Below are 22,084 nucleotides of genomic sequence, written 5' to 3'. Positions count from 1 at the left end.
AATCAACAGCACCGGTTCGGAGCGTTTCCTAAACCTCTTTCTTCGTCGCAACGACGCGCAGCGACAATTCGCGAAGCTGCTGCGGGCTGGCTTCCGACGGCGCGTTCATCAACAGGTCGTAGGCCTGCTGGTTCATCGGGAACATGGTCACTTCGCGCAGGTTCCTGGCGCCGACCAGAAGCATGACGACACGGTCGATGCCGGCCGCCATGCCGCCATGCGGCGGCGCGCCATACTGGAAGGCACGGTAAAGGCCGCCGAAGCGCTCTTCGACCGTCGCGCGGTCCAGCCCGACGGTTTCGAACGCCTTGACCATGGTTTCGGGCAGATGGTTGCGGATGCCGCCGGAGGCGATCTCGAAACCGTTACAGACCATGTCGTACTGGAACGCCTTGATGCCGAGCAGATCCTCGCCGTTAAGCGCATCGATGCCGCCTTGTGGCATCGAGAAAGGATTGTGCGCGAAGTCGACCTTCTTCTCCTCCTCGTTCCATTCGAAGAACGGGAAGTCGACGATCCAGCACAATTCGAAGCGGTCGCGGTCGACAAGATTGAGCTCCTCGCCGGCGCGGGTGCGCGCCGCTCCCGCGAAGGAGACGAACTTCTTCGGATCACCGGCGACGAAGAAGGCGGCATCGCCATCGGCGAGGCCGAGTTGTTGTCGGATCGCCTCGGTGCGCTCCTCGCCGATGTTCTTGGCCAGCGGCCCGGCGCCTTCGAGCTTCTCGCCCTCCTTGCGCCAGAAGATGTAGCCGAGGCCGGGCTGGCCCTCGCCTTGCGCCCATGAGTTCATGCGGTCGCAGAAGGCGCGCGACCCGCCGGTCTTGGCCGGAATGGCCCAGACCTCGGCCTTCGGATCGTTGGCAAGGATGTTGGCAAATACCTTGAAGCCAGAGCCGCGAAAATGATCCGAGACGGCCTGCATCTCGATCGGGTTGCGCAGGTCCGGCTTGTCGGTGCCGTATTTGCGCATGGCGACATCATAGGCAATGCGCGGAAACTTCTCCGTCACCGGCTTGCCGGCGGCAAAGGTCTCGAACACCCCCCGCATCACCGGCTCCATGGTGGTGAACACATCCTCCTGCTCGACGAAGCTCATCTCAACGTCGAGCTGGTAGAATTCACCCGGCAGACGGTCGGCGCGCGGGTCCTCGTCGCGGAAGCAGGGCGCAATCTGGAAGTAGCGGTCGAAGCCGGACACCATGATCAGCTGCTTATATATCTGCGGTGCCTGCGGCAGCGCATAGAAAGTGCCGGGGTGGATGCGCGACGGCACCAGAAAGTCGCGCGCCCCTTCCGGCGACGAGGCGGTCAGGATCGGCGTCGAGAATTCCGTGAAGCCGACCTCGCCCATCAGCTTGCGCATCGAGGCGATGATTTTCGTCCGCGCAACGATATTCTTGTGCAGCGTGTCGCGGCGCAGGTCGAGGAAGCGGTATTTGAGGCGGATGTCCTCTGGATAATCCGGCTCGCCGAAGACCGGCAGCGGCAATTCCTTGGCGGCCGACAGTACCTCGATCTCGCGCGCGAAAATCTCGATCTCGCCGGTCGGCAAATTGGGGTTCACGGTGTCGGCGAGGCGCGCCTTGACCTCGCCGTCGACGCGCACAACCCATTCGCCGCGCAGGGTCTCGGCGATCTTGAAGGCAGGCGAATCCGGATCGGCGACGATCTGGGTCAGGCCGTAATGGTCGCGCAAATCGATGAACAGCAGGCCGCCATGGTCGCGCACGCGATGCACCCAGCCCGACAAGCGAACGGTCGAGCCGACGTCGAGCTTCCTCAATTGGGCACAGGTATGGCTGCGGTAACGATGCATTGTCATTCTTAAAGTCCGGATGTTGGGTTGCGGCCAAGGCATGATGGCCCAGCCTGAAAATTTGCGCGAAAAGCACATGAGAGGGTGCATTTGTCAAGGCAAGCGGCAGCCGGGTCGAGTTCGCGTTCTTCCCGCCCCTTTCCCACCGGCATCAATTTATGCTCGAGGCGTCAATCTGAGTTCGCTGCTCTGTGCCCGCAGTTCAACTATGCACTCACCCCTTCACCCCGCCCGCCGTGAGACCGGAAATGATCTTGCGCTGGAAGATGAGAACGAGGACGACGAGCGGCACGGTGACGATCACCGATGCGGCCATGATGTTGCCCCACGGGATCTCGAACTGCGAGCTGCCGGAGAGCAGCGCGATCGCCACCGGCACGGTTCGCTGCTCGTTGCTGGAGGTAAACGTCAGGGCGAACAGGAACTCGTTCCAAGCACCGATGAAGGCGAGAAGCCCGGTGGTCGCCAGCGCCGGCCACATGAGCGGCAGGAAGACGCGGCTGATGATGATCCAGGGCGTGGCGCCATCGAGGATCGCCGCTTCCTCCAGCTCGATCGGCAGGTCGCGAACGAAGGCGGTGAGCACCCAGACGGTGAACGGCAAGGTGAAGATCATGTAGGACAAGATCAGCGCGAACGGCGAATTGTAGAGGCCGAAGATGCGGATCAGCTCGAAAAGCCCGGCAAGCACCGCCAATTGCGGGAACATCGAAACGGACAGGATAGTGAGGAGCAGAGCCGAGCGGCCGCGGAAGCGGATGCGCGCCAGCGCATAGGCAGCGGTGACACCCAGGAACAGCGAAATGACGACAACGGCGCTCGAGATGAACAGCGAGTTCACGAGGTTGCGCAGGAAGGTCCCCTCGGTGAACACGGTCCTGTAATTGCTGAAGGTAATCGTCTTCGGCCAATAGTCGATCTGGAAGAGCGCCGTCCCCGATTTCAGGCTGGTGATGATGGCGTAGTAGAACGGGAACACCGTGACGACGACGATAACGGCGACGAGGAGGTAGAAAGCCGTGCGCTTGACGATCCACATGGTCAGTAGTCCCCCATGGTCAATAGTCCTTGTCCAGTCTTATCCGGCCGAGCCAAAGAACGAGCATGGTCAGCAGAGCGAGGATAAGGAAGAGAAGCGTCGAGGCGGCGGAACCGGAAGCGAACTTGTCGAACTCAAACAGGCTCTCGCGGGCAAACACCGACATCGACTTGGTGTGTATGTTGTTTGGCGTAAGCACGTAGATCAGATCGAAGATGCGCAGGGCATCGAGACCGCGAAAGATCATGGCCACCATCAACGCCGGTCGGATGAGCGGCAAGGTGATCTTCCAGAAAATTCTCCACGCGCCGACGCCGTCGAGCTTGGCGACCTCGTAGATTTCTTGTGGAAGCATCTGGAGGCCGGCGAGAATGAGAAGCGCCATGAAGGGGGTCGCCTTCCAGATGTCGACGACAAGGACGGCGACCATCGCCGTGTCGGCGCTGGCCGTCCAGGCGATCTTGGTGCTGATCAGGCCGAGCTTGAGCAGGACGTCGTTGATGATGCCGAACTGGTCGTTGAGCATCCACTGCCACATTTTCGCCGAGACGATCGTCGGGATCGCCCAAGGGATGAGGATCGCGGCGCGCACGATGCCGCGGCCGCGAAACCTGGCGTTGAGCACCAGCGCGACGATCATGCCGAGCACCGTCTCGCAGGTCACCGAAATCACCGCGAAGCGCACCGTGTTCCAGACGGCGCGCCACCAGACCGGATCGGCGAGCAGCCCGTCATAGACGACGCGGCCGCTCGGCATTTGCACGACGGAGAAATAGTTGGCGAAGCCAACCCAGCGGCGGGCTTCGAGGTCGGCGAGCGAGGCATCGGTAAAGCCGAAATAGATCGTGCGCATCAACGGCCAGCCGGCAACGGCGCGAGCACGATGAGCATCGGAGCAAGCAGCAGCCATGCCGAGCGCACACGCTGACGCGCCAGCAGCGAGCCTGAGCGCGGCGAGGTCACCAGGCGGTGCCCTTGAGCCTGGTCAAGGAGAACTCCAGATCGGCAAGGTTGTCGGCGGCTGTGCCCTCGCCGGAAATGGTGTTGTGGACGGCGGTCCAGAACTCGCTCGATGCCTCATTGTACCGGCTCTTGGCTTGGGCCGAGGGACGCGGCACCGCGTTGAGGACGACTTCCTTCCAGCGCGGAATCACCGGCTGGGCGCTGGCGATGTCGGCATCGTCATAGAGTGCCTGGATGGTCGGCAGATATGCCCCCTTCAAGGCGCGGTACTTCTGCATCTGAGGCGAGGCGATCCATTTGACCAGCTCGATCGCTGCATCCGGGTTCTTCGAATATTTGGAAACCGCGAGATTCCAGCCGCCAAGCGTTGCTGCCGGGTGCGCGCCCTCACCAGACCCCGGCGGCAGCGTCGTCACCTCGAACTTGCCTTTGATGGGGGAGCTTTCGCTGTTGCCAAGCGCGTAGGCGTAGGGCCAGTTGCGCATGAAGACGGCGTTGCCGGTCTGCCAGACTCCGCGCGACTCTTCTTCCTGGTAGGCCAGAACGCCGGGCGGTGAGATGGTTCCCACCCAGCTCCTCGCCATTTCCAGCGCCGCAGCTGCTTGCGGATTGTTGATGGAGATGGTGCCGTCCGGCTCGATAATCTGGCCGCCGCCGTTCGACTTCACCCATTCGAGTGCATCGCAGGTCAGCCCCTCATAGGCGTTGCCCTGGAAAACGAAACCCCACATGTCCTTGTTGCCGGCCGCGCGCTCCTTATCCATGACAAGCTTGGCGGTATCGGCAAGTTCAGCCCAGCTGGCCGGGACCCTGGCGCCGTATTTGTCGAGGAGATCCTTGCGGTAGTAGAGCGCCGGAGCGTCGGTGAATATCGGCAAGGCGACGAGCTTGCCGTCCACGGTCTGCGATTTGATGATCGATGGGAAATGGGCGCCAACGACATCCTTGGTCGCTTCGGTCAGGTCGATGAACTGCCTTGCAAGCTGGGGGGCCCAGATGATGTCCGTTTGATAGACGTCGACGTCGCTGCTTCCGGCGGCAAGCCAGAGCCGGTATTGGCCAAACTGGTCCGTCGCCGAGGGGGGCAGCGGAACGACGCTAACCTTGTTGCCGGTCGTCTTCTCGTATTGATCGAGGATCTCGCGAAGGATTCTCTGGCCGTTGCCGGTATCTCCGGACACCATGACGAGGTCGACAGCCCGCGCCGGCCCGGCCGCCAGAACTGCGGCCACGGCAAATGCCGCAAATGCGGAATGAAATTTCATGATGGCGGACCTCCCTTTGGAGCTTCAGGCCGGGCAGCAGAAACGACGTCGATGCCTGACACCATCTCCGCACACCGGCAGCTCACAAGACGCGCATTCGCCCACCAGCACTGAACTACAAAGATACGCCTTGGTTCCCAACACGGAGGGTCCGGCGCCACGCGGTAGCGCAAGTTCCCCCTCGTTAATGCACCTAAAACGTGTCGCGTTCGATCGGCCTCGGCGACGCGCTTTAGGTTCTTGTTTTTATGCATGTCGTTATCGCAAAACCGCTGCACACTTTTGCGCGACATGCGTTAAGGCCCCCGGCTGGCCCCAACGCCACCGGGAATTGCCGCTGGCATTGGCGAAGGCGATGGTTCAAGAAGGATCAACGACAGGCTTTCCTTCATGTCCTCCATCCGCCCGCTGATCCCCCTCCTGATCGCCGCCGGCATCCTGCTCGGCGGCAATGGCCTGCAGAGCACGTTGATTGCGCTGCGTGGTGCGCAGGAAGGTTTTCCCGCTTCCTCGATCGGCCTGATGGGCACGTTCTATTTCGCCGGCTTCCTGCTCGGCTGCCTTGCCGTGACCCGCATCATGAAGTCCGTCGGCCATGTGCGCGCCTTTTCGGCACTCGCGGCGATCGCCTCGGCGGGAACGCTGCTTCTGGTGCTGGTCATCGATCCGGTGATGTGGTGCGCCGTGCGCTTTGCCGGCGGGTTCTGCTTTGCCGGCCTGTTCACCATCATGGAAGCCTGGCTGAATTCCGGCGTCACGAACACCGACCGGGCGCGGGTGCTTGCCATCTACCGGATGGTCGACATCGGCTCGGTGACGGGCGCCCAGTTCCTGATCCCGATCTTCGGCGCCGGCGGCTTTGCCATCTTCGCCATCATGTCGATGATGATCACCGTTTCGCTGGTGCCGGTTTCGCTCGGCGACCGCTCCAATCCGACGCCGCCGGAAGACGTCAAGCTCGATTTGGCGCGCGTCTGGCGGATCTCGCCGCTCGGCTGCTTCGGCTGTATCGCCGTCGGCGTCACAAACAGCGCCTTTCGCACCCTGTCGCCGGTCTATGCCGAGCAGATCGGCATGTCGGTCGCCGACGTCGTCACCTTCGTCAGCGTCGGCATTTTCGGCGGCGCCATCATACAATACCCGCTTGGCTATCTCTCCGACCGCTGGGACCGGCGCTCGGTGCTGCTGATGACGACGTGCTGTGCGATGGTGGCGGCACTGGCGCTGGCATTCGTGGCAGGCGGCAGCCCGTTTCTCAACTTCCTGCTCGTCTTCATCTTCGGCTGCTTCGCCATGCCGCTCTATTCGTTGTCAGCGGCGCATTCCAACGACCGCGCCGACAAGGGCGAGTTCGTGCTGATCAACGCGGCCTTGATGCTGTTTTATTCCTTCGGCGCCATTGGCGGGCCGTTCGCAGCCTCGACGGTGATGCAATTTTTCGGGCCGAGCGCGCTGTTCGTGTTCAGCGCCACCGTCTATGCGATCTTCGTGGCCGTCATCCTTTACCGGATGCAGGCGCGCTCCGCCGTGCCGGCCACCCATCGCAGCCGTTTTACGGCGCTATTGCGCACTTCGACGGTTTTTGCCCGGCTGGCGAAGCGGAATGCCGATCCCGATGAACCCGCAAAGCCTGGATAGAGGTGCTTGCGCTTGACGAAAGCGCGCGCGGCTGAAATTGAAAGAGACCCTATCCCTTGCCAAAAGCGATTTGATGCACGTCATCACCACCCAGAAAGAACTCGAGACCGCTATTGCCGCCTTCGAAAAGGCGGAATTCGTCACCGTCGACACCGAATTCATTCGCGAAACGACCTTCTGGCCGATCCTGTGCCTGATCCAGATGGCAGCGCCCGAGGTGACCGCGCTGATCGATCCGCTGTCGCCCGACATCGATCTGAAACCGTTCTTCAGGCTGATGGCCAACGAGGCGATCGTCAAAGTCTTCCATGCGGCGCGGCAGGACATCGAAATCATCGTGCATCTCGGCGATCTGGTGCCGCATCCGGTGTTCGACACCCAGGTCGCGGCAATGGTCTGCGGCTTCGGCGACAGCGTCTCCTACGACCAGCTGGTGCAGCGCATCACCGGAGCGCGGCTCGACAAGTCCTCGCGCTTCACCGACTGGCGCCACCGTCCGCTGTCCGAAAAGCAGCTCGACTACGCGCTCGCCGACGTCACCCACCTGATCGAGGTCTACAAGCATCTCAGCGCCGAGCTGGTGCGGGAAAACCGCGCCCACTGGCTGAACGAGGAGATGGACGTGCTGACCTCGCGCGAGACCTACGATCCGCATCCCGAGGATGCCTGGAAGAGGCTCAAGATGCGGCTGCGCAAGCCGCAGGAACTGGCGATCGTGCAGGCGGTGGCCGCCTGGCGCGAACGCGAAGCGCGCGAGCGCGACGTGCCGCGCGGCCGGGTGCTCAAGGACGATGCGATCTACGAAGTGGCGCAGCAGGCGCCGCGCGACGCTGCGGCGCTGAGCAAGCTGCGTACCACGCCGAAGGGCTGGGAGCGCTCGTCGACGGCGACGGCACTGCTTGGCGCGGTAAACGCTGCCCTTGCCCTGCCCAGGGAAGAGATGCCGAAGCTGCCGAAGAGCTTCCAGCCGCCGGAGGGGTCAAGCGCCGCGGCGGAGTTGCTGAAGGTGCTGCTGCGGATCGTTGCCGAAAAGGAGGGCGTCGCATCCAAGGTACTCGCCTCCAGTGACGACATCGACCGCATCGCTGCCGAGGGCGAGGAAGCCGACGTGCCGGCATTGCAAGGCTGGCGGCGCGCCGTCTTCGGCGAGGCCGCGCTCAAGCTTGTGCGCGGTGAACTCGCCATCAGGTTCGACAAGCGCAAGATCGCTGTGTTCGATTTGTAGCCTTGAGCTTGCTCAGACCAAGCCGAGCAGATGCAGCGCTAGCCATATCCATCCAAGTGCAAGAACCACCGCGCCCAGGTAGAATGCCCTGCTGCGCAGGATCAGCTGATTGCTGGTCAAGTGGACCGATGCGTGAAGATAGCGGGAGACGACAAAGATCCACATCAGTGCCAAGGTCAGATAATTGACGCCATTGGTCACGTGCAGCGTCAAGCATAAGACGTAGAAAAGCACCGGCAGTTCGAACTGGTTGCTCAGATTGTCGGCGACGGTGACGCTGGAACCAGGCTCCGTCGAGCGCGTCTTGAACTGGCCGGCCTTGGCTTCGCCCGATCTGACCGCACCATGGCGGCGCCGGCCCATAACGACGTAGACGATATAGACCAGCAGCACCTGCGCCAGCATCGGCCAGAAGATCGCGGTCTGGTTCAAGATGCCCCCTGTCTTTGTCACCCAGCCTTCAAGACCGTTTCTGAGCCATCAGAGTGAAAGCCGCAGTGACGGTCACTGGTATCGCCAGTAGGGCGAATTTGGTGACGATCAGCGCCGAGGCGAAGGATAGCGAATCCGGATTGGCCGACAGAAAATCGGACAAAAGACGAGCCACGGCGATATTCTGGGCATAGTCGGTAAGCAGGTAGGGCAGCACCAGCACAACCGCGAATATCGACTGGGTTTGCGCAGGCAGTGCACGGAAATTCTTCAGCCGCCGGCCCGTGGCCAGGATCAGGCTGACCATCGTCAGCGACAGCAGCGCCGGGAACAGCAGGTCGAAGGTCAGGTAATGCCAGACGAGAATAATTTCGCTGCCGCGCCGGCCGAGGGCTGTTAGCCAGGCCATGCCCTCATCCGGGGTGAAACCGGCATAGCGCATGTCGAGCGACGGCAGACCGCCGCTCAATTGGCGAAAATAGAGGAACTCCATTGCCGTCATGATGATGAAAACCACCACGGTGGCGACACAGAGTGCGGCCGCGTGGCGCGACAGCCGCAGGATCATTGCCGCCAGATTGCGCCAAGACGCATGACGGTCAGGCTCCGCCAGGATAATTCGGGCTTTCGCGGGTAATCGTGACGTCATGGGCGTGGCTTTCACGAAGTCCGGCATTGGATATCCGCACAAAAGTGGCGCGCTCGCGGAAATCGGCAAGGTCGCGGCCACCGACATAACCCATAGCGGCTTTCAGGCCGCCTGCAAGCTGGTGCAGCACGCCAGACACAGGTCCTTTGTACGGCACCTGCCCTTCGATGCCTTCCGGGACCAGTTTCAGCGTGTCGCGCACCTCGGCCTGGAAATAACGATCGGCGGAGCCGCGCGCCATCGCGCCGACCGAGCCCATGCCGCGATAGGCTTTGAAGGAGCGGCCCTGGTGCAGATAGACCTCGCCCGGGCTCTCGTCCGTGCCGGCCAGCAGCGAGCCGATCATCGCAGCACTTGCGCCGGCGGCCAGTGCCTTGGCGAGATCGCCCGAATATTTGATGCCGCCATCGGCAATGACCGAAACGCCGGATTTCTGCGCCGTCTCGACCGCCGACATGATCGCCGAGAGCTGCGGCACGCCGACGCCGGCGACGATGCGGGTGGTGCAGATGGAGCCTGGTCCGATGCCGACCTTGACCGCGTCGGCGCCGGCATCGATCAGCGCCAAGGTGCCTTCCGCGGTGGCGACGTTGCCGGCCAGGATGCGAACCGAGTTGGACAGTTTCTTGGCCCGCGTCACCGCATCCAGAACGCGCTGCGAATGACCGTGCGCGGTGTCGATCACGAGAAGGTCGACGCCGGCGTCGATGAGGCGCTCGGCGCGTTCGAAACCGTCATCGCCGACGCTGGTGGCGGCGGCGGCGCGCAAACGCCCCTGCGCATCCTTGGTGGCGTGCGGGTTGAGCTGCGACTTCTCGATGTCCTTGACCGTGATCAGCCCGACGCAATTGCCGTCCCGATCGACCACAACAAGCTTCTCGATGCGGTGCTGATGGAGCAGCCGCTTGGCCTCGTCCTGATCGACGTTCTCCTTGACCGTGATCAGGTTCTCGCGGGTCATCAGCTCATAGACCTTTTGCGCCGGATCGGACGCGAAGCGGACGTCGCGGTTGGTCAGGATGCCGACGAGCCGGCCGACCGTGTGGCCGCCGGTGCCGCCGTTCTCGACCACCGGAATGCCCGAAATGCTGTAGGTGCGCATCAGACCCAGCGCATCGGCAAGCGTCGCCTCGGGACCGATGGTGACAGGGTTGACCACCATGCCGGACTCGAATTTCTTCACCTGCCGCACCTGCTCGGCCTGTTCGGCCGGCGAGAAATTGCGGTGGATGACACCGATGCCGCCGGCCTGGGCCATGGCGATGGCGAGCCGCGCCTCGGTAACCGTGTCCATGGCGGCCGACAGGATCGGCACGTTGAGGTCGATGTCGCCGGCGATGCGGGTGCGGATGTCGGTCTCGCCGGGCATGACCTCGGAATGACCCGGCTGCAGCAGCACGTCGTCAAAGGTCAGCGCCAATGCGCCGGTGGACGTCTCGATGATTTTTGCCATGGCCAGCCCTCGGAATGCAGGAAAGGCGCTCGCCCTGGATGGACAGCGCCGACTCGTCTTCTTCCCTTTCAGGATTGGCGCTGGCTCGTAACACGTCCCGTGGCCGTTGAAAAGCCGATGGTTGTGTAGTGGCGAAGCTGCATTTTGCCCCAGGGGCTGCGGGACTTGCGGTCGCACAAACGTGACAGCAAATTAATACGACATCCGGGCCAAACCATGATAACCGCCCTACCTGTCGGTTTGGCCCCCAGGGCCGGCAAGCAATCGCGACGCACATTTCAAGGCCGGATCCATCGTGAACCGCACCATTCCGCTTATCCTGGCGGTCGCTCTATTCATGGAAAACATGGATTCGACCGTCATTGCGACATCGTTGCCGGCGATCGCCATCGACATCCACACCAGCCCGATCGCGCTCAAGCTGGCGCTGACCGCCTATCTGGTATCGCTGGCGATCTTCATTCCGATCAGCGGCTGGATGGCCGACCGCTTCGGCGCCAAGAATGTCTTCCGCGCCGCGATCGCCGTGTTCATCGTCGGTTCGGTCGCGTGCGCCATTTCCAATTCGCTGCCGGCTTTCGTGGTGTCACGTTTCCTGCAAGGTATTGGCGGCGCCATGATGACGCCGGTCGGACGCCTGGTGCTGGTACGCGCGACGCCGAAAAGCGAGCTCGTCGCCGCCATGTCGTGGCTGACTGTCCCGGCTCTGGTCGGCCCCCTGGTCGGCCCGCCGGTCGGCGGCTTCATCACCACCTATTTTTCCTGGCACTGGATTTTTCTGATCAATGTGCCGATCGGGCTGATCGGCATCTGGCTGGCCACGCGTTTCCTGCCGAAGACCGACGCCGCGCAGACGCCGCCGCTCGATCTCATCGGTTTCGTGCTGAGCGGGCTGGCGGCATCGGGCATCGTGTTCGGCCTGTCGGTGGTCAGCCTGCCGGCTCTGCCGCCAGTTGCCGGCTTTATCACCGTTGCCGTCGGGCTGGCATCGGCGGTGCTTTACCTGCTGCACGCGCGCCGCGCCAAGAATCCGCTGCTGGCGCTCGAGCTGTTTCGCAATCGGGTGTTCCGCGCGTCGGTGCTCGGCGGCGGACTGTTCCGCATCGGCATTGGTGCCGTACCTTTCCTGTTGCCGCTGATGTTCCAGATCGGTTTCGGGCTGACGCCGTTCCAGTCCGGCATGATCACCTTCGTCTCGGCGATCGGCGCCATAGGCATGAAATTCGTCACCGCGCTGATCTTCAGGGTCGCCGGCTTCCGCCGGGTGCTGATTTCAGGCTCGCTCATCGCTGCCGCGTCCATCGCCATCAACGGCCTGTTCACACCCGACACGCCCTATGGGCTGATCCTCGCCATGCTGCTCGCCGGGGGCTTCATCCGGTCGATGTTCTTCACCGGCATCAACGCGCTTGCCTATGCCGAGATTTCGGCCGCCGACACCAGCAAGGCGACGCCGATCACCGCGGTGTTCCAGCAGTTGGCGATCGCGCTCGGCGTGGCGCTGGCCGGCGGCATCCTGGAAGTGTCGACCAAGATCCATGGCGGCCCGCTGACGCTGAGCGACTTCCACACCGCCTTCTTCATCGTAGCGGCGGTGTCGGCGGCAGCCTCGCTGTCGTTCATGCGGCTGGCGCCGGACGCCGGCAATGCCGTGTCTGGACATGGCCGGCTGACACCGCCGAAGACGCTGGAGCCGGTGAGCCCGCCGGGGAGTTGAGAACCCCTTCCCTTCTCCCCTTGTGGGAGAAGGTGGATCGGCGCGCAGCGCCGAGACGGTTGAGGGGTGTTGGAAAAAATGAGGCGATGATAACTGCAAGCGTGTTGCCAAGCTGGAACACCCCTCATCCGACCTCGCTTCGCGAGGCCACCTTCTCCCACAAGGGGAGAAGGAAAGGGCGCTACCCCTTAAAATCCTTCGCCAGCAAATAAAGCTCCACCGATTCGTCGCGTGAGGCCGGCGGCTTGACGTGATGGACCGAGCGGAAATTCCGCTTGAGTCTCGCCAGCAATTCGTTCTCGGCGCCGCCCTGAAACGTCTTGGCCAGGAAATGCCCGCCAGGCTTCAATACCGACAGCGCGAAATCGGCCGCCACCTCGCAAAGATGCATGGTGCGGATGTGGTCGGTCCGCTTGTGGCCGGTGGTCGGTGCGGCCATGTCGGAGAGCACGATGTCGGGCTGGCCGCCCAGCGTCTCGGCCAGCCTCTCCGGCGCCTGCGGATCGAGGAAATCCATCAGCAGCACCGGCGCGCCCGGCACGGCGTCCATCTCGAGATAGTCGATGCCGACGACGTTCGGGTGTTCCGCGGTCGACTTGGTACGCGCGGCGGCGACCTGGCACCAGCCGCCGGGCGCCGCACCAAGGTCTATCACCTTCATGCCAGGCTTGAGCAAATGGTGCTTGTCGTCGATCTCGATCAGCTTGTAGGCGGCGCGCGAACGATAGCCGTCGGCCTTCGAGCGCTGGACATAGGGATCGTTGATGTGGCGCTGCAGCCAGCGGCGCGACGATTCCTTCAGGCCGCTTTTCTTCTTGATCTTCGTCTTCAGCACGCGAATGCCGGCGGAGCTCGGTCTTTCCGGTTTCTTGGTCATTGCTTGATTGCTTGTTTGAGCATGATCTTGTCCGAAAACCGGCAGCCACTTTTCGGGATCATGCTCTGCCTCGCCGCCAGACGCCGTCATCGGCCATCAATTCGCTCAATATGCCCTCGCGCAGGCCGCGGTCGGCGACACGCAGCCGCTCCGACGGCCAGACGGCGCGGATCGCCTCCAATATGGCGCAGCCGGCCAGAACCAGGTCGGCGCGGTCGGCGCCGATGCAAGGGTTGGCGACGCGTTGCTGGAAATCCCAGCCGACCAGTTTTTCGACCATGCGGTCGACGCTGTCGCGATCCATCCACAGCCCGTCGACGCGGCGGCGGTCATAGCGTTCGAGATCGAGATGGACGCCGGCCAGCGTCGTCACCGTGCCCGATGTGCCGAGCAAATGGAATTTCGGGCTGGCCAGGAGGTGGCTCAGCCGGTCGCGCCCGTCGAAGGCGCGCAGCCGCATTGCGACATCCTCGACCATGGCGCCAAAGATCTCGCGTGTCACCGTGCGGCCGCCAAAACGCTCGGCCAGCGAGACGACGCCGACCGGCAGCGACGTCCACGAGACGATATGGTTGGCAAGCCTTGGCGAGCGCTGACCGGTGAGGTCGATCAGCGCGATTTCGGACGAGCCGCCGCCGATGTCGAACAGCACGACGCCTTGCGTGTCGCGCTCGACCAGCGAACCGCAGCCCGACACCGCCAGCCGCGCCTCGGTCTGGCGGTCGATGATCTCGAGCTTCAGGCCGGCCTCGCGCTCGACGCGCTCGAGGAACTCGATGCCATTGGCGGCGGTTCGGCAGGCCTCGGTGGCGATCAGCCTGGCTTTCCTGACCTTGCGGTTGCGCAATTTGTCACCGCAGATCTTCAGCGCCTCGACCGCGCGGTCCATTGCGGCGTCGCCGAGCCGGCCATTGGCGGTAAGGCCCTCGCCCAGCCTGACGATGCGCGAGAAGGCATCGATGACGCGGAACTGGCCATGGCGCGTCGGCACCGCGACCAGCAGCCGGCAATTGTTGGTGCCGAGATCGAGCGCGGCAAACACCGGCAATTCCTGCAGCGGCGGCGGTGTGCGGGCACCTTGCCCCGGCCTTGGCGGAGCTGAGGGCGGAGGCGCGTAAGCCGCTGGCTGGGGCGGGCGCGCGGCCGGGGCCTCGTTGGCGGCGGGCACCGAAGCGCCGGCCGCCAGCGGACGAGTCTCGTCGCGTGCGAAAACCTTGCGCCCGCGCCGACGCTTGCGCCGTTTCTTGGGTTTGCCGTTCTGATGTGGGCCGTTCTGACCCTTGTGATCGTGGGACGTGTCGCCAGCCTGTCCATTGCCGGACCAGGGTTGCACCTGACGGCCGTAGCGTCCGGTGGATGGGCTTGCCTGGCCGGACGGCGTCGGCGAACCCCTGGACACGCCCACTTCCGGCGCGCCAGCGCCGGCGTCGTGGTCTTCCACTGTCGTTCCTTCCGGCGCCGCGCGAACCGGAGACCGGACGCAGCAGGCGCTTTTACATGTTCAAGTTGCCGCCAGACTATCAGCGCCGCGCCGGATCACCAAGAGCGCTCACGGCGAATTTTGCCGGCGGCATGAAAGCCGGCGACGTCGGTGAGCCCTTGTCCCCTTGGGAGAAGGGAAGGCGCGAGCGCCACAGCGCGCCTTCACGGTTGAATAGCCGGCTTCAATGAGGCATTTCTGAAATGAACCATTCGGAAGCGCGGGCGGTTTTCCTGCTGCGAACCGGAAAACGGGTACGGGCTGCAACGCATGATCGTCAGGCAATGAACTGGAGCCGCTATTTCTGGCCCGTCATCGGCATCGCCGCGGTGGTGTTCTCGCTGTGGCTGCTGCTGCACGAATTGCGCGGCATCTCGCTCGACGATGTCTGGGCCGGCATAATCGCCATCCCGGCGCGCGGCTGGGTGCTGGCGGCGCTGAGCTCGGTCGTCGCCTATGCCTCGCTCGCCGGCTACGACCACATCGCGTTGCTGCACATCGGCAAGAAAGTATCGTGGCTGTTCGTCACCTTCTGCTCGTTCACCACCTACGCGCTGTCGCACAATATCGGCGGCTCGGTGTTTTCCGGTGCGGTGATCCGCTACCGCGCCTACGGCACCAGGGGCCTGACCGGGCAGGACGTCGGCATTCTGGTGGCGATCTGCTGGATCACCTTCGTGCTGTCGACGCTGTTCGTCTCAAGCATCGTCCTGCTGCTCGAGCCCGAGGTGATCGACCGGTTTTCCGGCATACCGCATCACCGACTGGCGCAAGCAGGTGGGTTCGCCATGCTGCTCGTGGTGGCGGCCTATATATTCGGCAGTTGGCTGCATCTGAGACCACTCAGGATCGGCAGCTTTCAGCTGCACTACCCGGCGCTGCCGATCGTGGCGCGGCAATTGCTGGTCGGCCCGATCGAGCTGCTGGCGGCGGCGGCGATCATCTTCTTTGCCCTGCCCGCCACCGGCAATCCCGGCTATTTCGTCGTGCTCGGCGTGTTCCTGGTGTCGTTCTCGATCGCGCAGATCTCGCATGCGCCGGGCGGGCTGGGCGTGTTCGAGGTGGTGTTTCTCGCGGGCTTGTCACATATGGACCAGGTCGGCGTGCTGGCGGCGCTGCTGGTGTTCCGGCTGTTCTACCTGATCATCCCGCTGCTGATCGCGCTCGGCGTGGTGCTATTCTTCGAGCACTCGCAATACAGCCGCAGCGAGAGTTGAAGCTTGGGCAATCGCGTCAGGCCTGATGACGACCGTGAGAAGATCAATCCTCAATGTCGGCGCCGCCCCTCAACCCCCTGCCGGGACCTTCTCCCCGTGAAGAACGGGGAGAAGGGGCTCGGACGCAACGCTGGCGATCCCCTCTCCCCGTCCTCCACGGGGAGAGGGTGAGGGGCAGCGCAAACGCCGGCAGGAGTGACGACAGGGCAAATCTGAAGCAACCGCGCCGATTGAAATGCCTACGGCAGGGTTGACTATTTTCCGGCGGCGGCTACAAGGCACGCGCGGCGACATCGTCGCCCTGCCCGCGTGGTTTTCAACGGCCGCGCCTGCTGGGGAATAGGTTAACGGTAGACCCACGGACTCTGACTCCGTTAGTCCTGGTTCGAATCCAGGTTCCCCAGCCAGCTTCTTTTTTCGATAGAAACAACTACTTAGATCATTCCCGAAAATGGCATGTGTTACAACCATGCGGATGATCCGCATTGTATTCTATCCGCATCATTCGGACCGGGAGGTGGCATGAATCTTCGATGGTCAATAAACCTGCTTGAGGACGGCGCTGTCGTCACTCAGGAAGGCGAATATCTCGGAACTTGGGGAATCGATGAGTCGGACGCGATATATGAATTCACGCCAGACGGTGCAGCTGAGCCGTTGCTGTGCAGTGGATTTGTGAAGTTCCTATGCGATCGCATTGAACAATGGCACAGCCTGCAACAGAGCGGCGGCGCGTGAGCCACTCGCGATCGAAGCTGTCAAGTGCCCGCGTCCGCGCACGACGTTGATCCTTACACTCGCTGGAGGGCTGAGCACACTACATCTAGGAATGTTCCGCGCATGTTCACGTGATACGACGAATTACGGTGACAGTGCACGTTTCCCGTGTCGCCCTCTCCAGTATTGCCGCGTCGCCGATATTACGATTTTGATGCACCCCTTGGGACCGAGATCGGGCAAATCGGCAAAGCCGTGAGAACCCGGAAAACGAGGCACGCGGCGAAAGAAATGGTGCACTGTCACCGTAGTTCCTAAAACCTCTCCGGCAACCCTTCTACTCCCCGACAATGGACGTCGGCGGGCGTGCCGAGGTTATCGGATCGGCATGACGAAGGACGATCCTCCACGTGCCTTCCTCGCGCCGGAATATGGTGGTGACTCGAAGCGCAATCGGCACCAGTTTGTTGCCACCGCCGACCTTGGATTGGAACCGCTCGACCTCGATGATGTATCCCAAGTCGGCTGTCGCATACTCCGAGATGCGCTCAAAGCCGATGGCCTTGCCGTGCCGGTAATTGGTGGCGGCCCGTTCCATGGTCTCAGCGGCCTTTCTCCATCCCTTCGCCGGCGGGCCAAAGGGATTGGCAATAATGACGTCGTCCTGTCGCGAGTAGAGGTTTTTCAAGGGCTCAGGATCGCCCTTTACGAAGGCATCCAGAGCCAGATGATCCTGCTCGATAAATTTCGTCAGGTCGGAGGCTAACATCTTAACATCGCCCCATGATTAAAAAGAGAACTCTATCAAGCACTTCATCCGCCCTTCGCTTTGCCGTAGGCGTTCGGTCCGGAGTATAGATCAGAATTACGGTGAGTGCACTTTTTACCACGTCGCCCCCGCCGCATGGTGCACCTCGCCGGCGTTCCCGGTCTGCCGCATCGCGGGGCAAATCGGCAAAGCCGTGAAACCCGGAAAACGAGGGCAGGCGGCGAAAAGAAAATAGTGCACTGTCACCGTAATCCCCTCCTTGCAAAGGGCCGAAAGTGTAACCCATGTCCCGGAACGAACTGTCACCCATGTCTCGGGAAGGGCATAAGACAGATCAACCAGCGCTTGAACCGCTGGTGAACAATCGCTTCAATGTATGGCGGTATTCTTGTCCCGATTGTGATCAAGCACTCGCCCGAGCCTAATCTCGAAACCGTATTTGCAGACCAATGCCATAACCATCTCAGAGAGTACACGCCTGTGCTCGTCTGTGCGTGCCTCTTCGTAAACCGACCTGACTTCTGGCGCTGCTCTCGCGAGCAGCGGGCTAATACGCCCTAATATGTATTGCGATGTATTCAGGTGCTCGGCAAAGATAATCTTCGTCCCCACGCCACTTAGCTGGCGAAATAATTCATCGAGCAAGTCCTCTCGATGTCGATAATGTGGGAAAAGCGGCCCGAGGAAGGCATAAGTCGGGATATTAGCGAGGTTTAGTTTGGCGAGCGTGCGCAGACGCTCCGTAGCCAAGGGTGCGTGCGCCTCCATGAAGCGGCCAATATCATCATCAGTGGTGGTGACAGTGACACCGACCTCCTTCATTCCTATCTCATTGATAACATCAATGTCCCGGAGTACTAACGGGCTTTTTGTAAGAATACTTACAAGGCCTGGATACGCCATATCACGTAAGACTTCTAAGATTCCGCGGGCTAGCCGATACTTCTTTTCAGGACCTTGCCACGCGTCTGTGACTGAGCTTAGCAAGATCGTCGAATTGCGTTTGCCGTCTGGAAGACGTGCTACCTCACGTCTGAATATTTCTATCGCATTTGTCTTGACAGCCAGGTAATCCCCCCATGCTTCGATGGGCTCGGCGAGAAACCGGCCCATGAAACTCGCGTAGCAATACGAACACCCGAAACTGCAACCCATATAAGGGTTCACGACGTAGTCGCTCGCTGGTAGCTTAGACTCGACCAGGATCGACTTGGCTTGTATTTCACTCACCCGCATTTTTGCCTCCGGCGGCGGTAGATTGCACGCGGGTGCACGCGTTACGGCGAGCGGGTACGAAAATGAATACAGTCATAGCTGCAAATGCCGCCAAGATTGATCCAATCATGGGCAAAACAGCCTCGTTCAAATGCAAGAGCAACACGCCGGCAAGCGCTGTAATCACACCAACGATGTGGCCGATATCTTCTGCCTGTTCCAGCCGCTCGTGGGAATGGCGATTGGCTTTTTGCACGAGAGCCAAGGAGTATACTGTCCCGCCCCCTAGTCCAGATAGCACCCAAAGCAAGAGAACTCCCAATGAAACGTCACTCAGGTAGGAAAGAAGTCCAAGGAGGGGCACCAAACCGATGTGGCCGACAACGAATACGGTCCTTGGCGGGTAGCAATGCCAAACTGCTTCGGCCGAGAGATAGCTGACCCACCCGCAGGCAAACCAAAATCCGACAAGTGGCGTATTCCCGAGATCCGCGCGAGCCAAAAGTAATGGCATGGCATAACAATAGGAGAAATAGTGCGCTTGGTGCAGCACCATGGCCATTTTGATGGCACTGTTCGGCCCGGAGACCAACGCTGGGTCGCGGCGTGAAGACGATCGATGCCTCAATGCAAGACCGGCGCTCAGCGCCACTCCGACTATCGGAAGCCAGATGATGGTCGGCAGCAAAGTAGCTGCAATGAAGCCCAAGACGCGTGAAGCTCTCTTCTCGGCGGTCGAAGGCAAGTCATTTCCGGCCCCAGTATTGAATCTGCGCCGGATCGCCTGCAGCGACCAGCTCAAAAAACTGATTGCCGCGAACCATGGGATCGTCGCGACTTCTGTACAGCTGAGCCCGAGTGCACCGAGTAACGACGTTACTACGAGCACAGGCCCGACCGTCAAAGTTGCTGGACGAGGCGCCGCATTGCCGATTTGGTAGGCCAATCCAGCGAACAACAGAGCCGAAATGCTAACATCTCGCCGCAACAAATCGGCGATCGGCCCGAGTTCGAGAAGACTGGCGGCGACCGCGAGCGCTAACGCCCAAGGCATTCGGCCACTAAGGAGACGTGCGCCAGTCAAGAAATTGGCTCCATGCGGATTGCCCCTTCATGCGGGCAGTATTGTTCGCAAAAACCACATCCGTAGCAGGAATCATCAATGTTCGGTATGCTGTTCGGTTGCTCACTGATGAAAGGGCAGAACGCCAGCTTCGTGCACACGCCACATGGTTGGCATTTCGATTCGTCGATGACTGCATGGACGGGAGTAGTGTGTTCGGGCGAAGAGCCATCACGCGATCGCAATGCTATGTTCCGCGCGCTGCCAATGTTGCTATAACCTTGCTCCGACAGGAGCGCCGCTAACTGGTCGTTCACGCGGCGTATCCAGTCGTAACCATGAATCATAAGCTGCGTCGCAATTTGAGCGCAACCCGCGCCAAGCATTATTGCCTCAAGGATGTCCGATGCGCTCCGCAAGCCGCCGCCAGCACATATCTGGGAAATTCCTGCGTCGGCGAGTACTCGTGTATATTGAAGCGTAATAGGCTTCTGCCAGTCGCCGAATAGTGAGCATTCTAACCCACCGCTCCACGCGTCAATTGTGGGGTTGCCGTGTGGTGAGAGCGGTGGCGGTACACGTATAGAATCCAACAGGAAGACTGCGTCAAACAACGTCGGCTCGAACGCCAGTGCAAAACGATGCGCTGGAATGTCTATGTTCAACTTAGGTCCGAACGGCACCGGCAAGGCGGCTCTGGCGCGACCGAACAAGGCGCGAAGACCTGCGATTGCTGCGTCGCTGCAGCGCGGTTGAGGTAAATAAAAGAGGTCAAAATGTACCATGCTGGCACCTACTTCGACCAACTGAAGTGCTGCCTCGACCGGCGCATCCGATTGGGGATCAAGTACCCCAACACTTGCGATGATCGGCACGTCGGTTACTTGGCGTACCGCCTCCGTCATCGCCCGTCCTTCAGTGAGAGTAAGCGTCTCGCTTGCGAAGCTGCCCTGAATCCAAAGGCCGCGTTGATTGCGCTGCACACGCCGCGGAATGTTTGGCCAGGCGGTCCTTGCGTAATCGACGATGGACTTTGTCACGATCGCGCCGGCGCCGGCGTTCGCGCAGGCAAGCATGGCTGCTGCCGACTCGGTGGGCGGGCCAGACGCAGCGATGATGGGACTTTTCAGCTTCAGCCCAGCAAACGCTGTCACCAGAGTTGAATCCGTCTTCTCCATAGACTTCTCTATTCCGCAGCCACGGAAACGGCCAACCGGGCGTCATAGAGCGGGTCGGCTTTGTCGAAGAGCCGATCAAACGGTGACGCTCGCTCTGAGAATTGGTAGGTGAATATCTTGCAGTGGCCGAAATTTTCATCGGCGCGGTCGCGGATCGCCTTGACGCGAGGGGAGTCCAAAATGTCTGAAAGCGGCGTCTCCGCCAAGTTGCCGAGCACGAATACGTCGTCGAGCGGCTCCCCATGACCGTTGATTGCCCATGGCGACGCCAGCAGCACACCACGCGGCGTGAGGCCAAACGATTCTCGGACGAAGTCGCATGGGTTTGGATAATTCGCAAGCCCGTCAGCCGGACGGCCCTCGATATGGCGAAGCGCGCATTGCAGCTTCACAGTTGGCGAGCCGAGGCGTCGTTCAAGCGCGCGCAGTTGCGCTATTACAGCGCGATACTCATCCGCAGCCAATGTTGTGTCCGCGGCTACGTGGCCGCGCCCTACCGTAAACAGCCGCATCAACAGCAGCTTATCTATACCGGCATTGTGCAACTGCAGATAAAGTCGCTCGACGTGCTCCGGCATACTTGTCGGGCGGGTGATCGGAAATTCCGCGCGCGTCGCTGCACCCAGTCTCGCAAGGTCCCGCCCGAGTGCGAGATTTCGCGAAGCGTAGGTCGGCGGCCTGTTGGCCACATCGTCTGGGGATGCGCTATCGAATGTGAAATTGAACTCACCTACCAAGGGTACAATCTCCGGGAGCCCAATTCGCGCCATGCCGGCGCCGGTTGCGGTGAGCGAAACGTTGCCGCGGCCGAGCTTAGCGCTTGCGGCCTTCAACACATTGAAATTGTCAGAGACAACCAGTGGATCACCACCGGAAATATCAAGGCGCACACCGTCGACATCGATATTCGAGACAATTTTCAGTTTTTGATCAAGTGATAATTCCCGACCTTGCTCCTGGAGGGCACGGGCGGCAACATCATAAATGCTTTCGGAGCGATCTGACCGGAGGACACGCTGCTCAGCCGCAAGTCCGTGGGTGCGAATGAGGACGTATTCACCTTTTCTGGTTACATGCGCTGCATCCACACAGCACACCGCGCAATCGTGCGGGCACACCAAAGTCATGTTGTATATGATGTCCAGCGCAGGTCTCATGTCCGCTGCTCCTTTCAAACCCGCGATCACAAACGAAAAAAATAGGGCCCCAGTCGAAAGCGCGCCCTAACGGCCGCCATGGCGACTGAGGCCCTACACGCGTTGTCCGCGGTCTCAATGAAAACTGGGTCTATCCTCGATCTGACAGATACATGGAACCCCAGGTTCTGTAAGGTTTGCGAACAAGCGCCTCAACAACTCCACAAAATAC

General features: G+C 61.3%; 19 protein-coding genes, 1 tRNA gene and 1 pseudogene. 7 read left to right on the top strand and 14 right to left on the bottom strand.

Features of this window, described 5'->3' with window-relative positions; all coding sequences use genetic code 11:
• Window positions 1–28: 28 nt before the first annotated feature.
• The 4 genes and pseudogenes from aspS to NKH99_RS08070 form a co-directional block, all read right to left on the bottom strand.
• Entirely contained in the window at window positions 29–1,819 is a 1,791-nt protein-coding gene (gene aspS / locus NKH99_RS08085; RefSeq protein ID WP_353013581.1) for an aspartate--tRNA ligase, read from the bottom strand.
• Between the two features lie 214 nt (window positions 1,820–2,033).
• Complete coding sequence (locus NKH99_RS08080; RefSeq protein ID WP_352766917.1) at window positions 2,034–2,858, bottom strand: carbohydrate ABC transporter permease; 825 nt, start codon at window positions 2,856–2,858, stop codon at window positions 2,034–2,036.
• 19 nt (window positions 2,859–2,877) lie between these two features.
• Window positions 2,878–3,749: pseudogene (locus tag NKH99_RS08075) on the bottom strand (carbohydrate ABC transporter permease).
• A 68-nt stretch (window positions 3,750–3,817) separates the two neighbouring features.
• On the bottom strand, window positions 3,818–5,086 hold the full coding sequence (locus NKH99_RS08070) for an ABC transporter substrate-binding protein (protein ID WP_352836428.1): 1,269 nt from the start codon (window positions 5,084–5,086) through the stop codon (window positions 3,818–3,820).
• 390 nt (window positions 5,087–5,476) lie between these two features.
• On the opposite strand from NKH99_RS08070, the gene NKH99_RS08065 reads away from it, so the two are divergent.
• Both NKH99_RS08065 and rnd read left to right on the top strand, forming a co-directional pair.
• A complete protein-coding gene (locus NKH99_RS08065) occupies window positions 5,477–6,724 on the top strand; it encodes an MFS transporter (RefSeq protein ID WP_023674455.1) in 1,248 nt (415 codons plus the stop codon).
• 73 nt (window positions 6,725–6,797) lie between these two features.
• Window positions 6,798–7,949: a ribonuclease D gene (rnd, locus tag NKH99_RS08060; RefSeq protein ID WP_353013505.1), complete on the top strand. Its 1,152-nt coding sequence runs from the start codon at window positions 6,798–6,800 to the stop codon at window positions 7,947–7,949.
• A gap of 12 nt (window positions 7,950–7,961) precedes the next feature.
• On the opposite strand, the gene NKH99_RS08055 is transcribed toward rnd, so the two are convergent.
• From NKH99_RS08055 to guaB, 3 genes are read right to left on the bottom strand one after another with little or no spacing between them, the layout of a single operon-like run.
• On the bottom strand, window positions 7,962–8,381 hold the full coding sequence (locus tag NKH99_RS08055) for an MAPEG family protein (protein ID WP_352472046.1): 420 nt from the start codon (window positions 8,379–8,381) through the stop codon (window positions 7,962–7,964).
• A gap of 28 nt (window positions 8,382–8,409) precedes the next feature.
• Entirely contained in the window at window positions 8,410–8,949 is a 540-nt protein-coding gene (locus tag NKH99_RS08050; protein WP_352932917.1) for a hypothetical protein, read from the bottom strand.
• Window positions 8,950–8,980: 31 nt separating this feature from the next.
• Window positions 8,981–10,483 carry an IMP dehydrogenase gene (gene guaB / locus NKH99_RS08045; protein WP_352458563.1) on the bottom strand — a complete coding sequence of 501 codons (1,503 nt, stop codon included), beginning with the start codon at window positions 10,481–10,483 and terminating at the stop codon, window positions 8,981–8,983.
• 295 nt (window positions 10,484–10,778) lie between these two features.
• Between guaB and NKH99_RS08040 the strand changes: the two genes are divergently transcribed.
• Window positions 10,779–12,200 (top strand): MFS transporter, encoded by a 1,422-nt coding sequence (locus tag NKH99_RS08040; protein ID WP_353013502.1) that lies wholly within the window; start codon window positions 10,779–10,781, stop codon window positions 12,198–12,200.
• A 181-nt stretch (window positions 12,201–12,381) separates the two neighbouring features.
• On the opposite strand, the gene NKH99_RS08035 is transcribed toward NKH99_RS08040, so the two are convergent.
• Both NKH99_RS08035 and NKH99_RS08030 read right to left on the bottom strand, forming a co-directional pair.
• A complete protein-coding gene (locus NKH99_RS08035; protein ID WP_352472049.1) occupies window positions 12,382–13,077 on the bottom strand; it encodes an RlmE family RNA methyltransferase in 696 nt (231 codons plus the stop codon).
• A gap of 58 nt (window positions 13,078–13,135) precedes the next feature.
• On the bottom strand, window positions 13,136–14,518 hold the full coding sequence (locus NKH99_RS08030) for a Ppx/GppA phosphatase family protein (protein WP_353013500.1): 1,383 nt from the start codon (window positions 14,516–14,518) through the stop codon (window positions 13,136–13,138).
• Window positions 14,519–14,841: 323 nt separating this feature from the next.
• On the opposite strand from NKH99_RS08030, the gene NKH99_RS08025 reads away from it, so the two are divergent.
• The 3 genes from NKH99_RS08025 (at window position 14,842) to NKH99_RS08015 (ending at window position 16,512) form a co-directional block, all read left to right on the top strand.
• Window positions 14,842–15,774 carry a lysylphosphatidylglycerol synthase domain-containing protein gene (locus NKH99_RS08025; protein WP_353013579.1) on the top strand — a complete coding sequence of 311 codons (933 nt, stop codon included), beginning with the start codon at window positions 14,842–14,844 and terminating at the stop codon, window positions 15,772–15,774.
• A gap of 333 nt (window positions 15,775–16,107) precedes the next feature.
• Window positions 16,108–16,181: transfer RNA gene (locus NKH99_RS08020), tRNA-Gln, on the top strand.
• A 115-nt stretch (window positions 16,182–16,296) separates the two neighbouring features.
• The gene (locus NKH99_RS08015; protein WP_353013498.1) at window positions 16,297–16,512 is read left to right on the top strand and encodes a hypothetical protein; all 216 of its coding nucleotides are present in this window, start codon (window positions 16,297–16,299) and stop codon (window positions 16,510–16,512) included.
• 316 nt (window positions 16,513–16,828) lie between these two features.
• On the opposite strand, the gene NKH99_RS08010 is transcribed toward NKH99_RS08015, so the two are convergent.
• The 3 genes from NKH99_RS08010 to NKH99_RS08000 all read right to left on the bottom strand — a co-directional run bounded on the left by NKH99_RS08010 (window position 16,829) and on the right by NKH99_RS08000 (window position 19,037).
• Window positions 16,829–17,260, bottom strand: coding sequence for a YybH family protein (locus NKH99_RS08010; protein WP_353013496.1), 432 nt, complete (start codon window positions 17,258–17,260; stop codon window positions 16,829–16,831).
• A gap of 369 nt (window positions 17,261–17,629) precedes the next feature.
• Window positions 17,630–18,415: an SPL family radical SAM protein gene (locus NKH99_RS08005; protein ID WP_353013577.1), complete on the bottom strand. Its 786-nt coding sequence runs from the start codon at window positions 18,413–18,415 to the stop codon at window positions 17,630–17,632.
• Between the two features lie 67 nt (window positions 18,416–18,482).
• Entirely contained in the window at window positions 18,483–19,037 is a 555-nt protein-coding gene (locus NKH99_RS08000; protein ID WP_353013494.1) for a hypothetical protein, read from the bottom strand.
• On the opposite strand from NKH99_RS08000, the gene NKH99_RS07995 reads away from it, so the two are divergent.
• Window positions 19,030–19,416, top strand: coding sequence for a hypothetical protein (locus tag NKH99_RS07995; protein ID WP_353013492.1), 387 nt, complete (start codon window positions 19,030–19,032; stop codon window positions 19,414–19,416). The two genes, NKH99_RS08000 and NKH99_RS07995, sit on opposite strands and share 8 nt — an antisense overlap.
• A 139-nt stretch (window positions 19,417–19,555) precedes the next feature.
• Here the strand turns inward: NKH99_RS07995 and NKH99_RS07990 are convergent, their stop codons facing one another.
• Together NKH99_RS07990 and NKH99_RS07985 are read right to left on the bottom strand one after the other, a co-directional pair.
• Window positions 19,556–20,716: a hypothetical protein gene (locus NKH99_RS07990; RefSeq protein ID WP_353013490.1), complete on the bottom strand. Its 1,161-nt coding sequence runs from the start codon at window positions 20,714–20,716 to the stop codon at window positions 19,556–19,558.
• Window positions 20,717–20,724: 8 nt separating this feature from the next.
• Entirely contained in the window at window positions 20,725–21,873 is a 1,149-nt protein-coding gene (locus tag NKH99_RS07985; protein WP_353013488.1) for a radical SAM protein, read from the bottom strand.
• Between the last annotated feature and the right edge of the window lie 211 nt (window positions 21,874–22,084).

Source organism: Mesorhizobium sp. M0854, assembly GCF_040319815.1.
Taxonomy (GTDB): Bacteria; Pseudomonadota; Alphaproteobacteria; order Rhizobiales; family Rhizobiaceae; genus Mesorhizobium.
Note: the sequence above shows the minus strand (reverse complement) of the source record. Positions and strands in the feature narration are given on the sequence as shown.

Bases quoted from the DNA above. Each gene is read 5' to 3' on its own strand.
- NKH99_RS08000 (WP_353013494.1), bottom strand. From the start codon at position 19,037: ATGGCCATGGTGCTGCACCAAGCGCACTATTTCTCCTATTGTTATGCC.
- NKH99_RS08025 (WP_353013579.1), top strand. From the start codon at position 14,842: ATGAACTGGAGCCGCTATTTCTGGCCCGTCATCGGCATCGCCGCGGTG.
- NKH99_RS08010 (WP_353013496.1), bottom strand. From the start codon at position 17,260: ATGTTAGCCTCCGACCTGACGAAATTTATCGAGCAGGATCATCTGGCT.
- NKH99_RS08035 (WP_352472049.1), bottom strand. From the start codon at position 13,077: ATGACCAAGAAACCGGAAAGACCGAGCTCCGCCGGCATTCGCGTGCTG.
- NKH99_RS08070 (WP_352836428.1), bottom strand. From the start codon at position 5,086: ATGAAATTTCATTCCGCATTTGCGGCATTTGCCGTGGCCGCAGTTCTG.
- guaB (WP_352458563.1), bottom strand. From the start codon at position 10,483: ATGGCAAAAATCATCGAGACGTCCACCGGCGCATTGGCGCTGACCTTT.
- NKH99_RS08050 (WP_352932917.1), bottom strand. From the start codon at position 8,949: ATGATCCTGCGGCTGTCGCGCCACGCGGCCGCACTCTGTGTCGCCACC.
- NKH99_RS08015 (WP_353013498.1), top strand. From the start codon at position 16,297: ATGAATCTTCGATGGTCAATAAACCTGCTTGAGGACGGCGCTGTCGTC.
- NKH99_RS08080 (WP_352766917.1), bottom strand. From the start codon at position 2,858: ATGTGGATCGTCAAGCGCACGGCTTTCTACCTCCTCGTCGCCGTTATC.
- NKH99_RS07990 (WP_353013490.1), bottom strand. From the start codon at position 20,716: ATGGAGAAGACGGATTCAACTCTGGTGACAGCGTTTGCTGGGCTGAAG.
- NKH99_RS08005 (WP_353013577.1), bottom strand. From the start codon at position 18,415: ATGGGTTGCAGTTTCGGGTGTTCGTATTGCTACGCGAGTTTCATGGGC.
- NKH99_RS07995 (WP_353013492.1), top strand. From the start codon at position 19,030: ATGGCCATTTTGATGGCACTGTTCGGCCCGGAGACCAACGCTGGGTCG.
- NKH99_RS08065 (WP_023674455.1), top strand. From the start codon at position 5,477: ATGTCCTCCATCCGCCCGCTGATCCCCCTCCTGATCGCCGCCGGCATC.
- aspS (WP_353013581.1), bottom strand. From the start codon at position 1,819: ATGCATCGTTACCGCAGCCATACCTGTGCCCAATTGAGGAAGCTCGAC.
- rnd (WP_353013505.1), top strand. From the start codon at position 6,798: ATGCACGTCATCACCACCCAGAAAGAACTCGAGACCGCTATTGCCGCC.
- NKH99_RS07985 (WP_353013488.1), bottom strand. From the start codon at position 21,873: ATGAGACCTGCGCTGGACATCATATACAACATGACTTTGGTGTGCCCG.